Source organism: Paracoccus sp. R86501 (genome assembly GCF_042466435.1).
In the GTDB taxonomy this organism is placed as follows: Bacteria; Pseudomonadota; Alphaproteobacteria; order Rhodobacterales; family Rhodobacteraceae; genus Paracoccus.
On record NZ_JAXHPZ010000001.1, the window covers coordinates 1,034,388 to 1,046,920 of the forward strand.

11 protein-coding genes are annotated in these 12,533 nt (G+C 63.8%); 7 read left to right on the forward strand and 4 right to left on the reverse strand.

Features of this window, described 5'->3' with window-relative positions; genetic code table 11:
• Positions 1–92: 92 nt before the first annotated feature.
• Genes alaS through SJY40_RS05090 form a run of 3 tightly spaced genes read left to right on the forward strand, consistent with a single transcriptional unit; the run spans position 93 to position 3,901 of the window.
• Positions 93–2,750 carry an alanine--tRNA ligase gene (alaS, locus tag SJY40_RS05080; protein WP_378943462.1) on the forward strand — a complete coding sequence of 886 codons (2,658 nt, stop codon included), beginning with the start codon at positions 93–95 and terminating at the stop codon, positions 2,748–2,750.
• The gene (locus SJY40_RS05085; protein ID WP_378943464.1) at positions 2,747–3,046 is read left to right on the forward strand and encodes a DUF1330 domain-containing protein; all 300 of its coding nucleotides are present in this window, start codon (positions 2,747–2,749) and stop codon (positions 3,044–3,046) included. The genes alaS and SJY40_RS05085 overlap by 4 nt, the downstream gene beginning before the upstream one ends.
• A 60-nt stretch (positions 3,047–3,106) precedes the next feature.
• Positions 3,107–3,901, forward strand: coding sequence for a class II glutamine amidotransferase (locus tag SJY40_RS05090; RefSeq protein ID WP_378943466.1), 795 nt, complete (start codon positions 3,107–3,109; stop codon positions 3,899–3,901).
• A 4-nt stretch (positions 3,902–3,905) separates the two neighbouring features.
• On the opposite strand, the gene SJY40_RS05095 is transcribed toward SJY40_RS05090, so the two are convergent.
• Positions 3,906–4,208 carry a hypothetical protein gene (locus SJY40_RS05095; protein WP_378943468.1) on the reverse strand — a complete coding sequence of 101 codons (303 nt, stop codon included), beginning with the start codon at positions 4,206–4,208 and terminating at the stop codon, positions 3,906–3,908.
• A gap of 80 nt (positions 4,209–4,288) precedes the next feature.
• Complete coding sequence (gatB, locus tag SJY40_RS05100; RefSeq protein WP_378948286.1) at positions 4,289–5,800, reverse strand: Asp-tRNA(Asn)/Glu-tRNA(Gln) amidotransferase subunit GatB; 1,512 nt, start codon at positions 5,798–5,800, stop codon at positions 4,289–4,291.
• 294 nt (positions 5,801–6,094) lie between these two features.
• Here gatB and SJY40_RS05105 point away from each other — a divergent pair, with 294 nt between their 5' ends.
• Positions 6,095–6,712 carry a lytic transglycosylase domain-containing protein gene (locus tag SJY40_RS05105; protein ID WP_378943470.1) on the forward strand — a complete coding sequence of 206 codons (618 nt, stop codon included), beginning with the start codon at positions 6,095–6,097 and terminating at the stop codon, positions 6,710–6,712.
• A gap of 55 nt (positions 6,713–6,767) precedes the next feature.
• Here the strand turns inward: SJY40_RS05105 and SJY40_RS05110 are convergent, their stop codons facing one another.
• Positions 6,768–8,153: a dipeptidase gene (locus tag SJY40_RS05110; RefSeq protein WP_378943472.1), complete on the reverse strand. Its 1,386-nt coding sequence runs from the start codon at positions 8,151–8,153 to the stop codon at positions 6,768–6,770.
• Between the two features lie 164 nt (positions 8,154–8,317).
• Between SJY40_RS05110 and hemA the strand changes: the two genes are divergently transcribed.
• Positions 8,318–9,547, forward strand: a complete 1,230-nt coding sequence (gene hemA / locus SJY40_RS05115) for a 5-aminolevulinate synthase (protein WP_378943474.1) — start codon at positions 8,318–8,320, stop codon at positions 9,545–9,547.
• 109 nt (positions 9,548–9,656) lie between these two features.
• Positions 9,657–10,970 carry a helix-turn-helix domain-containing protein gene (locus SJY40_RS05120; RefSeq protein WP_378943476.1) on the forward strand — a complete coding sequence of 438 codons (1,314 nt, stop codon included), beginning with the start codon at positions 9,657–9,659 and terminating at the stop codon, positions 10,968–10,970.
• A 45-nt stretch (positions 10,971–11,015) separates the two neighbouring features.
• Here the strand turns inward: SJY40_RS05120 and SJY40_RS05125 are convergent, their stop codons facing one another.
• Positions 11,016–12,065, reverse strand: coding sequence for a dipeptidase (locus tag SJY40_RS05125; RefSeq protein ID WP_378943478.1), 1,050 nt, complete (start codon positions 12,063–12,065; stop codon positions 11,016–11,018).
• Positions 12,066–12,204: 139 nt separating this feature from the next.
• On the opposite strand from SJY40_RS05125, the gene SJY40_RS05130 reads away from it, so the two are divergent.
• Positions 12,205–12,528, forward strand: coding sequence for an antibiotic biosynthesis monooxygenase family protein (locus SJY40_RS05130; RefSeq protein ID WP_378943480.1), 324 nt, complete (start codon positions 12,205–12,207; stop codon positions 12,526–12,528).
• Positions 12,529–12,533: the final 5 nt, after the last annotated feature.

Here is a 12,533-nt window from a genome sequence, read left to right on the forward strand (position 1 = left end):
TTGCTGGACAGCCGTGAAGGCTGGCGATAGACCAAGCAGCAAGTCCGGCTTGGCCGGAAACAGCCAGAACATATTTGCGATGAAGGCCCGCCATGCCCAGTCTGAACGACATCCGATCCACCTTCCTTGGCTATTTCGAAAAGAACGGCCACCGTGTCGTGGACAGCAGCCCGCTGGTTCCGCGCAACGACCCGACACTGATGTTCGCCAATTCGGGCATGGTTCAGTTCAAGAACATGTTCACCGGCCTGGAAACGCGCGATTACAGCCGCGCCACCACCGCGCAGAAATGCGTGCGTGCAGGCGGCAAGCACAACGATCTGGACAACGTCGGCTATACCGCGCGGCACCATACGTTCTTCGAGATGCTGGGCAACTTCAGCTTCGGCGATTACTTCAAGGCCGAGGCGATCCCCTATGCCTGGGAGCTGCTGACCCGCGAATTCGGCATCCCCAAGGATCGTCTGCTGGTCACCGTCTATCACACCGATGACGAAGCCGCCCAGATGTGGAAGAAGGTCGCGGGCCTGACCGACGACCGCATCATCCGCATTCCGACCAGCGACAACTTCTGGCAGATGGGGCCGACCGGTCCCTGCGGCCCCTGCACCGAGATCTTCTTCGACCACGGCGACAAGATCTGGGGCGGCCCTCCGGGCAGCAAGGATGAGGATGGCGACCGCTTCATCGAGATCTGGAACGTCGTCTTCATGCAGAACGAGCAGTTCGAGGATGGCTCGATGCGCGCGCTGGACATGCAGTCGATCGATACCGGCATGGGGCTGGAACGGATCGCGGCACTGCTGCAGGGCAAGCACGATAATTACGACACCGACCTGATGCGCAGCCTGATCGAGGCCAGCGCCAATGTTACCAGCGCCGATCCCGACGGGCCCGGCAAGGTGCACCACCGTGTCATCGCCGACCACCTGCGTTCGACCAGCTTCCTGCTGGCCGATGGGGTGATGCCCAGCAACGAAGGCCGCGGCTATGTCCTGCGCCGCATCATGCGCCGCGCGATGCGCCACGCCCACATGCTGGGTGCACAGGATCCGGTCATGCACAAGCTGGTGCCGGAACTGGTCCGCCAGATGGGCGCGGCCTATCCCGAACTGACCCGCGCGCAGTCGATGATCGAAGAAACGCTGCGCAGCGAAGAAACCCGTTTCCGCCAGACGCTGGACCGCGGTCTGCGCCTGCTGGACGATGAATTGGCCAAGCTGCCGGAAGGCGCGAACCTGCCCGGCGAATCTGCATTCAAGCTGTATGATACCTTCGGCTTCCCGCTGGACCTGACGCAGGACGCTCTGCGCGAAAAGGGTCGCGCCGTGGAAACCGAGGGCTTCGACAGCGCCATGGCCGAACAGAAGCGCATGGCGCGTGCCGCATGGTCCGGCTCGGGCGAAGCGGCCGATGCCACCGTCTGGTTCGAACTGGCCGAAAAGCACGGCGTCACGGAATTCCTCGGCTATGATACCGAAACCGCCGAAGGGCAGGTTCTGGCACTGGTCGCTGATGGTGCCGAAGCTGCAGACGCGGGCGAAGGCAGCACGGTCAGCATCGTTGTGAACCAGACGCCCTTCTATGGCGAAAGCGGCGGTCAGGTTGGTGATACCGGTCTGATCAAGACCGACACCGGCGCGGCCCGCGTCACCGATACCAAGCGCGTTGCCGGTGTCTTCATCCATATGGCCGAAGTGACCGTGGGCACGATCAGCCGCGGTCAGGGCGCAACCTTGACGGTCGATCACGCGCGCCGTGGGGCGATCCGGGCCAACCATTCGGCCACGCACCTGTTGCACGAGGCGCTGCGTCGCGCGCTTGGCGATCATGTCTCGCAGCGGGGCAGCCTGAATGCGCCGGATCGCCTGCGGTTCGACTTCAGCCATAACCACGCGGTCAGCGCCGAGGAAATGGCGCAGGTCGAGGCCGAGGTGAATGACTTCATCCGCCAGAACAGCGCCGTGGTGACCCGTATCATGACGCCGGACGATGCACGCGGCATCGGCGCGCAGGCCCTGTTCGGTGAAAAATACGGCGACGAGGTCCGCGTCGTATCGATGGGCAGCCAGGACGGCAGCGGCAAGGGTACCGACGGCACGACCTATTCGCTGGAACTCTGCGGCGGCACGCATGTCATGCGCACCGGCGATATCGGGGCCTTCGCGCTGCTGGGCGACAGTGCCTCCAGCGCAGGCGTGCGCCGGATCGAGGCGCTGACGGGCCAAGCGGCCATGGACCACCTGCGCGACGCCGACCGTCGCCTGACGGAAATCGCGGGCATTCTGAAGGCGCAATCCGCCGAGGTGGTGAACCGCGTTCGCGCGATGGCCGACGAACGCAAGGCCTTGGCCAACGAAGTGGCCCAGCTGAAGCGTCAGCTGGCCATGGGCGGCGGCGGTGCATCCGAGGCGAAAGAGATTGCCGGCATCAAGTTCATCGGTCGCAAGGTCGAGGGCGTGGGCGGCAAGGAACTGGGCGCCTTGGTCGATGAGATGAAGGCACAGCTGGGCAGTGGCGTCGTGCTGGTTCTGGCGGAATCCGATGGCAAGGCCACGGTGGCCGCAGGCGTCACGGGTGATCTGACCGACCGCGTCAGCGCCGTTGCCATCGTGCAGACCGCAACCGCAGCACTTGGTGGCAAGGGGGGCGGTGGCCGTCCCGACCGTGCCCAGGGCGGTGCGCCCAGCCTTGATGCCGCCGATGCGGCATTCGCCCAAGTCGAAACCCTGATCGGAGAAACCGCATGACCGCGCTCTGGATTGCACATGTGACCGTCACCGACGCCGAGGCCTATGGCCGCTATGCCAAGGAGGCCGGTCCTGCGATCGCCCTTCACGGCGGCGTCTTCGTCGCGCGCGGCGGTCGCTACCACCAGCTGGAGGGCAATGACCGCGCCCGCAACGTCGTTGCCCGCTTCCCCAGTCTGGAGGCCGCGGTTGCCTGTTATCACAGCAGTGAATACCAGGCGGCGCTGGCACATGCCAAAGGCGCAAGCGAACGCGACCTGGTGATCGTGGAAGAGACGCCTCCGCCTGCGGAATAAGGTGAATGCGTCATACCTTTGTGCTAGCTCTGTCACAAAGAAGACGCAAAGGGGCAGGGCATGTGTCGTTGGGCGGCCTATCTGGGCCAGTCGATCTTTCTTGAGGACATCGTCAGCCTGCCGGCGCATTCGCTGATCCGGCAGGCGCAGGGGGCAACCCAATGCCCCACGCCCGTCAATGCGGATGGCTTCGGGATCGCATGGTATAGCGAACGCCCCCAGCCCGGTCTGTATCGCGATGTGTTGCCGGCGTGGTCGGACCCGAACCTGCGCAGTCTTGTGGGGCAGGTGCGGTCAGGGTTGTTCATGGCGCATGTGCGTGCTTCGACCGGCACCGCGACCAGCCGCAACAACTGCCATCCCTTCGCCGTTGGCCGCTGGAGCTTTATGCATAACGGCCAGTTCGGCGGCTATGACAGCTTTCGCCGCCATGCCGATGCGTTGATCCCCGATGATCTCTATTGCGAACGCAAGGGCGCGACCGACAGCGAGGCGCTGTTCCTGATTGCGCTTGGACAGGGTCTGGACCGCGACCCCAAGGCTGCCATGCAGCGCGCGATCGGTCTGATGGGCGATCTTGCGCGACAGCGCGGCGTCGCTCCGCATGTTCGCGCCGCCTGTGCGCTGTCGGACGGCGAACGGCTTTACGCCCTGCGCTACAGCAGTGATGATCATGCGCCATCGCTCTATCACCGGTGGTCGGCGTCGCGGCAGGGATGGGCCGTGGTGTCCGAGCCGTTGGAGACCGATCAGGCGGATTGGTCCGAAGTTCCGCCGGGCAGCTTCTGCATCTTCGAACGCGATACCGTCCAGATCAGCAGCTTCTGTCCCGACAGCCTGCGGGCGGTGGCGTGACGCCCTAGAACTTGGGGTCGATCGCCGGTTCGGGCTTGGGCTTGGGGGCAGCTTTGCCCTTGCCGGTCGCACGGCGGAAGACCAGCACGTTGTGATAGACCGTGGTGCGTCCGGTCAGACCGCTGCGTTCCTCGGATGGCAGGACGTCGGCGCGCAGATATTCCCAACCCTCGGCGGCCATGCTGTTCAGCTGGGCGGTCAGCGCCAGCGCATAGCGGTCGGTCGGGGTCTTGGCGTCCTTGTCCTTTTCCCCACGCGAGGGGGCCGCGACGACGGAATATTCAAAGCCCGGTTCAGAAATACCCATCTGCATCCTGCCATTCACGAAAAAGGGCCGCGCCCGTTTGAAAAGGAAAGACCCCGCCCAAGGCGGACGGGGTCATGATGTCACTGCGCCAGCTTCTTGGCGACCAGCTCATTGACGGCGGCGGGGTTGGCCTTGCCGCCCGTGGCCTTCAGAACCTGACCGACGAACCAGCCCGCCAGCTTGGGGTTGGCCTTGGCCTTTTCGACTTGCGCGGGGTTGGCGGCGATGATCTCGTCCACGGCGGCCTCGATGGCGCCAAGGTCGGTGACCTGCTTCATGCCGCGTTCCTCGACCAGCTGGGCGGGGTCGCCGCCTTCGGTCCAAAGGATCTCGAACAGGTCCTTGGCGATCTTGCCCGAGATGTCACCCTTGGCGATCAGATCGACCACGCCGCCCAGCTGATCCGCCGAGATGGGCGAGGTCTGAACCGTGAAGCCTTCCTTGTTCAACCGACCGAACAATTCGTTGATGACCCAATTGGCGGCCATCTTGCCGTCACGACCCGCGGCCACGGCCTCGAAAAAGTTCGCGTTTTCCAGCTCGGCGGTCAGAACGCCCGCGTCATATTCCGACAGGCCCATGTCCTTGACGAAGCGTGCCTTCTTTTCGTCGGGCAGTTCCGGCATCGCACCTGCGATGTCATCGACCCAAGCCTGTTCGATCTCCAGCGGCAGCAGATCGGGGTCGGGGAAATAGCGATAGTCATGCGCTTCTTCCTTGGACCGCATCGACCGGGTTTCACCCTTGTCAGCGTCATAAAGGCGCGTTTCCTGTACGACCTTGCCGCCATCCTCGATGATGGCGATCTGGCGGCGTGCCTCGTATTCGATGGCCGCTTGTATGAAGCGCATCGAGTTCATGTTCTTGATCTCGCAGCGCGTGCCCAGATGGCTGAAATCACCGGTCTCGGCAAAGCGTTCATAATCGCCGGGCTTGCAGACCGACACGTTCACGTCGGCGCGCAGGTTGCCGTTCTGCATGTTGCCGTCGCAGGTGCCCAGATAGCGCAGGATCTGGCGCAGCTTGACAACATAGGCAGCGGCCTCTTCGGGGCCACGGATGTCGGGACGGCTGACGATCTCCATCAGGGCGACGCCGGTGCGGTTCAGGTCCACGAAGGACATGTTGGGGTCCATGTCGTGGATCGACTTGCCCGCGTCCTGTTCCAGATGGATGCGTTCGATGCGCACATGGCGGGCGACGCCCGGACCCATGTTGACGATGATTTCGCCTTCGCCCACGATGGGGTGATACAGCTGGCTGATTTGATAGCCCTGCGGAAGATCGGGATAGAAATAGTTCTTGCGGTCGAAGGCGCTGCGCAGGTTGATCTCGGCTTTCAGGCCAAGTCCCGTGCGCACGGCCTGCGCGACGCAATATTCGTTGATGACGGGCAGCATGCCGGGCATGGCCGCGTCCACGAAAGCCACGTTGCTGTTGGGTTCGGACCCGAATTCGGTCGAGGCGCCGGAAAACAGCTTGGCGTTGGATGCGACCTGCGCGTGGACCTCGAGGCCGATGACAAGTTCCCAATCGCTTTTGGCGCCTTGGATCACCTTGGGCTGCGGGGCGGTATAGGTCAGGTCTAGCATCTGATAGGGCCTCATCGTGCGGCGGATCTTTCTTTGCGCGGGTTTTAGGGCAAGGTCGCAGGATTGTCACGGCCTGCCGCGATGCCATCTGTCATTCGCCCGCCGAATCGCCACGATTGCCGCGCAAAACGAATTGCGCGTGTGTTTTGCCGTGATCCGGCGGGCGATCGGCGGGAATCCGTCATCCATCCGGGCGCAGGGTGGCGCGTTCCCGCCGACATGCGGACGCGCCGCTTGCGGCATTTCGGGCTTCGGCTAAGGCAGTGGGTAACGAAACAGACCCACGAGGTTCCGATGCGCGCTGCGCTGTCCTTGGCCGCTTTGGCCGTTCTTGCCGCCTGTTCCACCACGCCTTCCGCCGACAAGGCCGAAGCCGTGAAGATGGAGGCCGAAGAGCTGGCCCTGGTCGCCGAGCCGCCGATGCGGTGGGACGCCAAGGGTGGGTCCGATGCGTGGACCACCGCCACCCTTGCGGCGCTGGACCGCGAAGGGGTAACGATCATGTCGCGCGTCCCGCAGGACATCAACGAATTTTGCCCGAACTATCGCCAGCTGACCCAGACCGGTCGCAAGGCATTCTGGGCTGGTCTGCTGTCGGCTGTGGCCAAGCATGAAAGCACCTATAACCCGCAAGCCGCCGGTGGTGGTGGCAAGTGGTTGGGCCTGATGCAGATCGCACCCGCGACATGGCGCAACTATGGCTGCACGGGCAACATCCGCAACGGGTCGGACAATATGACCTGCGCCGTCAAGATCATGTCGCATCAGGTGGAACGCGACAATGCCGTCGCCCATGACGGCAATGGCTGGCGCGGTGTGGCGCGGGACTGGGCGCCGATGCGCAGTTCCTCGAAGCGCGCCGATATCGCGAATTGGACGTCCAGCCAAAGCTATTGCAGCGTCGAAGGCTGATTAGACGCATCATCCGCATGCGGTAAGGGCGGCACCTGGGTGCCGCCCTTTTTCGTCAGCGCAGCGCCGCCAGAATGCGCACCCAGGACCGCGCGCCCTTGGCAAAGCTCTCGACGTCGTATTTTTCGTTCGGCGAATGGATGCGGTCGTCATCGCGGGCAAAGCCGATCAGCATGGAATCCATGCCCAGAATCTCTTTGAAGTCACCCGCGATGGGGATCGATCCGCCTGCGCCGATAAAGGCAGCCTCGCGGTCCCATTCATCGGTCAGCGCCTGTTTCGCCGCCGCAAAGGCCGGATCACCGATATCCATGCTGCTGGCGGGGCTGGCGCCGTGGTCATGGAAGTCCACGCGGCAATCGGCAGGGACAATGCGACGGACGTGCGCCTGGAAGGCATCGCGGATGGCGTCGGGGTTCTGCTTGCCGGTCAGGCGGAAGCTGACCTTGGCGCGGGCCTGTGCGGGCAGCACGGTCTTGAAGCCTTCGCCCGCATAGCCGCCAGCGATGCCGTTGATTTCAGCGGTCGGCTGGTTCCAGACCATTTCCAGCGGAGTGCGGCCCTTTTCGCCGATGGGGTCCTTCAGCCCGACGCGGCCAAGGAAGTCGGCGGCGTCAAAGCCAAGCGCCTGCCAATCGGCGGCCAGTTCCGGCGTCAGTTCCGCCACGCCATCGTAAAAGCCGGGCAGGGTGACGCGACCGGTGTCGTCCTTCAGCGCGGCCAAAGCCTGCGACAGGATCATGATCGGGTTGGCGGCCAACCCGCCGAAGCTGCCGGAATGCAGATCGCGGTCGGCGGCGGTGATGGTGACTTCCTGCCCGACAAGGCCGCGCAGCTGGGTGGTGATGGCCGGGCGGCCATCGGAATAGCGGCTTGTGTCGCAGATCATCGCGACCGATGCGCGCAGGGCGTCGGCATGTTCATGCAGGAACGGGCGAAGCGAGGGAGAGCCGGATTCTTCTTCGCCCTCGAACAGCAGGATCAGGTCGGTGGGCAGGGTGTCGTGGACGGCTTTCCACGCGCGGAACGCCTCGACGAAGGTCATCAGCTGGCCCTTGTCGTCGGATGCGCCGCGACCGCGGATGACGCGCCCGTCGGGGGTGTCCTCGATGGCGGGCTCGAAGGGCGGGCTGTTCCACAGCTCCAGCGGATCGACCGGCTGGACGTCGTAATGGCCATAGAACAGCACGGGCCGCGCATCGCCCTTGGCCGAGGTCGCCGTGACCATCGGATGGCCCGGCGTGTCATGCAGCGTCACCTCGAAGCCAAGGTCGCGCAGCTGTGCCGCCAGCCATTCCGCCGCCTGCCGCACATCGGCCTTATGCGCCGGATCGGTCGAGATCGACGGGATGCGCAGGAAGTCCAGCAGCCTGTCCAGCGCCCCGTCAAGCCCCTGATCCAGCTGCGTCAGCATGCCCTGCACCGATGTGTTTTCCACCATGTTTCCTGCCTTTCCGAGAAGATCTGTCAGTTTTCGAACTGGACCTTTTGTCCCAGCACGACGTTTTTGACCTGTCATTTTCGCGGCTTGCCCCTTATTTAGGACGTGCCGCGCGTGGTCGGACCATGATCGCACCCAGCCAGCTATGCAAGGGAACGCCCGCAATGAAATATGATGCCGCATTGGACCAGGCGATTTCGCGTCTGCACGACGAAGGCCGCTATCGCACCTTCATCGATATCGAACGCGCGAAAGGCCGTTTTCCGCAGGCTGTCTGGAACCGTCCGGACGGTCAGCAGCAGGAAATCACCGTCTGGTGTGGCAACGACTATCTGGGCATGGGTCAGCACCCCGTCGTCCTGTCCGCCATGCACGAGGCGCTTGATGCCACCGGCGCAGGGTCGGGCGGCACGCGCAACATCAGCGGGACCACGGTCTATCACAAGCGGCTGGAGTCCGAGCTGGCGGATCTGCACGACAAGGAAGCGGCGCTTGTCTTTTCCAGTGCCTATATCGCCAACGACGCGACCCTCTCGACGCTGCCCAAGCTGTTCCCCGGGCTGATCATCTATTCCGACGAATTGAACCATGCCTCGATGATCGAGGGGATCAAGCGCAACGGCGGTGCCAAGCGCATCTTCCGCCACAATGACATCGCCCATCTGCGCGAACTGCTGGAGGCCGATGATCCGGCGGCCCCCAAGCTGATCGCCTTCGAGTCCATCTATTCCATGGACGGCGATTTCGGCCCCATCGAGGCGCTGTGCGATCTGGCCGACGAATTCGGTGCGCTGACCTATCTGGACGAAGTGCACGCCGTGGGCATGTACGGTCCGCGCGGCGGTGGTGTTGCCGAACGCGACCACCTGTCGGGGCGCATCGACATCATCAACGGCACGCTCGGCAAGGCCTTCGGGGTCTTTGGCGGCTATATCGCGGCCAGCGACAAGATGTGCGACGCGATCCGCTCCTATGCGCCGGGGTTCATCTTCACGACCTCGCTGCCGCCGACAGTTGCGGCAGGTGCGGCGGCATCGATCGCCTTCCTGAAGACGCCCGACGGACAGAAGCTGCGCGATGCCCAGCAATTGCACGCCCGTATCCTGAAAATGCGGCTGAAATCGCTTGGCATGCCGATCATCGATCACGGCAGCCACATCGTGCCGGTCCATGTCGGCCACCCCGTCCATTGCAAGGCGCTGTCGGACATGATGCTGCGTGATTACGGCATCTATGTGCAGCCGATCAACTTCCCGACGGTGCCGCGCGGCACGGAACGACTGCGGTTCACGCCCTCTCCGGTGCATGATCCCAAGCAGATCGATCATCTGGTGGGCGCGATGGACACGCTTTGGTCGCATTGCGCGCTGAATTGCGCCGAATTGAGCGCTTAGACAAATCGCCCCGTGAACTGCTCTCGTCCGCGTGATAACCTGCGGGTAAAGAAGCAGCATGACTTTCCGATTCGGAGAGCTTGCATAACCGTCGTATGAGGCATTCGGGATGAGCAGGCTGCGGGCAACACACCCAGCAGAGGAGTTCGCGCAAGTGGAGGACGACAACCAGTTCCTCGACGATGATACGCGTCTGGGCGACTTGATGCGTGGTGAACGGGCGACATTGAGCAAATCGCTGCTTGATGTTCAACGTGAACTGCGGATCCGGGCATCCTATGTCGCGGCCATCGAGAATTGCGACATTTCCTCTTTCGACACGCCAAGCTTCGTTTCGGGCTATGTCCGATCCTATGCGCGTTATCTGGGAATGGACCCTGATTGGACCTTCCGCCGGTTCTGCGCGGAATCGGGTTTCATGCCGACGCATGGCATGGCGCCTTCGGCATCCGGGCCCAAGCCCGCGCGCCGGCCGTCCGATCCTGCCGAAGCGCTGGCCAACCCCCACGCGCTGTTTATTCCGCAGGAACAAAGCTTCTGGTCGGATATCGAACCGCGGGCCATCGGGGCGATCTTCGTGCTGATGGCGCTGATCGGTGGTCTGGCCTATGGCGGCTATGCCGTCTTACAGGAAGTCCAGCGCGTCACCCTGACCCCCGGCGATGACATGCCCGGCATCGTGACCGAACTGGACCCGACGCAGGTCGCCGGTCTGTCGGACCCGTCGCTGGACAGTGCCGAAGGTGCAGAGATTGCCCGCAACCTTCCCCAGCCCGAGGCGCTGGATCGCCTGTACCGCCCGCAGATTTTGGAAGCGCCGGTGATGACCGCGCGTGACGGTCCGATCGCCGCGATCGACCCCGGCCTGCTGGACGGTGGCCCAAGCGTCGATTCGATCATCGCATCGGCCGGCAAGGTCACTCAGTTCCCGCAGCCGCAGGCCGGCGGCGTCATGTCCGGCCCCATGGCCCCGACAGATGACCAGTCGCAGGTCGGCCCACGCATCGCGAATGCCGAGACGACCGCACCGACGGAGACCGCCGTGCGCACTGTCGCGCCCGACGCCCCCGAGGTCGAGCTGATGGCCGTCCGCCCGGCGTGGGTGCGCGTGACCTCGGCCGATGGCACGGTGCTGCTGGAAAAGATCATGGATGCGGGCGAACGTTTTACCCTGCCCAAGCTGGAGGAGGCGCCCAGCCTTCGCACTGGCAATTCGGGCGCCATGTATTTCGCGGTCAACGGCCAGACCTATGGTCCCGCAGCCCCCGGCGCGCAGGTCATCAGCAAGGTCGAACTGTCCACGCAAAGCCTGACCGAACGCTATGCCTTGGCCGATACCAGCTCTGATCCTGAACTGGCGCAGATGGTGGCGGTCGCGCAGATTGCGCCAGATCCCAATCAGGCACCTGAAACCACCGAATGATCATGACACTGCCGGGCATCACGCCCGGCAGTTTTCGTTTGGGGATCAGCCCTTCCAGGTGCGCCGCAGAACACCCAGCCAGTTGTCGCAGGCGATCTTGCGGATCAGTTCCTCGCCATAGCCGTGGTCCTGCATGGCGCCGATCAGGCGCGGCAGGGCAGCGGCGTCCGGGATGTCCTGCGGCATTAGTGCGCCGTCGAAGTCCGAACCGAAGGCCACCCCATCTTCGCCCAGGATCGACAACAGATGGTCCAGATGGCGCAGCATCACGCCCAGATCCTGCAGGGGCAGGCGTTTGCCATCGGGACGCAGGAAGCTGGAGGCGAAGTTCAGCCCTACCAGACCCTTGCTGTCCGCGATCTGGCGCAGCTGTCGGTCGGTCAGGTTCCGCGTGCTTTCGCAGATGGCGTGAACGCCGCTGTGGCTGGCAACCAGCGGGGCATCCGACAGGGCCGCGATGTCGTTGAAACCGGCCTCGTTCAGATGCGACAGGTCCAGCATGATGCCAAGCCTGTTGCATTCCGTCACCATGGCGCGACCGGCCTGCGTCAGACCGGCGCCGATATCGGGTGAGGCCGGAAAGGCAAAGGGCACCCCTTCGGCAAAGCGCGTCGGACGCGACCAGACCGGCCCCAGTGACCGCAGACCGGCGGCATGCCACAGGTGCAGGTCATCCGGGGTGCGGATCGCCTCGATGCCCTCCATGTGCATGATGGCGGCGATGCGGCCCTGATCCATCAGATCGGTCAGATCGGATGCCTTGCGGGCAATCCCAAGCGTGCCGGTGCGTTCAAGCGCCAGCAGTGCGGCGGCCTGTGCAAAGGCTTGGGGCAGCGCGATATCCGCGGGAATTTCCGCAGGCAGGGGCATGTGGAAGGGTGGATTTTCCATCTTTTGCTGGGCGTCGGGGTCGCTGAACCCTTCGGTCGCAGGGATCCAGATGGCGAAAAAGCCACCCGCCAACCCGCCTTGCTGCATCCGCCCCAGGTCCAGATGCCCCGTCCCGTCGCCCTTCAGCCACAGATCGGTGCCACCCGCCCCGGCGGCCACCACGCGTTGCAGAAAGTCGTTATGCCCATCGAAGATCCGGACCATATGCGTTCCCCTGTCTTGTTCGGGCGCAAGATGCACAGGCGCCGGTACGGACGCAATGGTATCCGCGGAGGGTATCTGCGGGCTTTGCGGAATCGCGCGACGGTATTACGCTGGTCTTCCATCACGCAAGGGGACCGAGATGCCACAGATCCTGTCAGATTTCACCGGCCAGACCGTCATCACGACCTTCGAGGTGACACCGGGCAGCGCGCATGACGTCCTGGACATGCTGACGGCGGCTTGGGAACAGGTCATCAGCCAGCAGCCCGGCTGTCTGGGCGGGGCGATCCATCTGAACGACGCCCAGACCCGGATCGCCACCTATTCCCAGTGGAACGACCGCGGTGATTACCAGGCCATGCTGCGCAGCGCCGAGATGCGCCGACGCAACCGCGAGATCCACGGCATGTGCAAAAGCTTCGAGCCGGTCATGTACGAGGTGCAGGCCGTCTTTGGCCGCTGATGCTG

Excerpts from the sequence above, each read along its gene's own strand:
- SJY40_RS05110 (WP_378943472.1), bottom strand. The coding sequence starts at position 8,153 with ATGGTGGAAAACACATCGGTGCAGGGCATGCTGACGCAGCTGGATCAG.
- SJY40_RS05130 (WP_378943480.1), top strand. The coding sequence starts at position 12,205 with ATGCCACAGATCCTGTCAGATTTCACCGGCCAGACCGTCATCACGACC.
- SJY40_RS05090 (WP_378943466.1), top strand. The coding sequence starts at position 3,107 with ATGTGTCGTTGGGCGGCCTATCTGGGCCAGTCGATCTTTCTTGAGGAC.
- SJY40_RS05105 (WP_378943470.1), top strand. The coding sequence starts at position 6,095 with ATGCGCGCTGCGCTGTCCTTGGCCGCTTTGGCCGTTCTTGCCGCCTGT.
- hemA (WP_378943474.1), top strand. The coding sequence starts at position 8,318 with ATGAAATATGATGCCGCATTGGACCAGGCGATTTCGCGTCTGCACGAC.
- alaS (WP_378943462.1), top strand. The coding sequence starts at position 93 with ATGCCCAGTCTGAACGACATCCGATCCACCTTCCTTGGCTATTTCGAA.
- gatB (WP_378948286.1), bottom strand. The coding sequence starts at position 5,800 with ATGCTAGACCTGACCTATACCGCCCCGCAGCCCAAGGTGATCCAAGGC.
- SJY40_RS05085 (WP_378943464.1), top strand. The coding sequence starts at position 2,747 with ATGACCGCGCTCTGGATTGCACATGTGACCGTCACCGACGCCGAGGCC.
- SJY40_RS05120 (WP_378943476.1), top strand. The coding sequence starts at position 9,657 with ATGAGCAGGCTGCGGGCAACACACCCAGCAGAGGAGTTCGCGCAAGTG.
- SJY40_RS05125 (WP_378943478.1), bottom strand. The coding sequence starts at position 12,065 with ATGGTCCGGATCTTCGATGGGCATAACGACTTTCTGCAACGCGTGGTG.
- SJY40_RS05095 (WP_378943468.1), bottom strand. The coding sequence starts at position 4,208 with ATGGGTATTTCTGAACCGGGCTTTGAATATTCCGTCGTCGCGGCCCCC.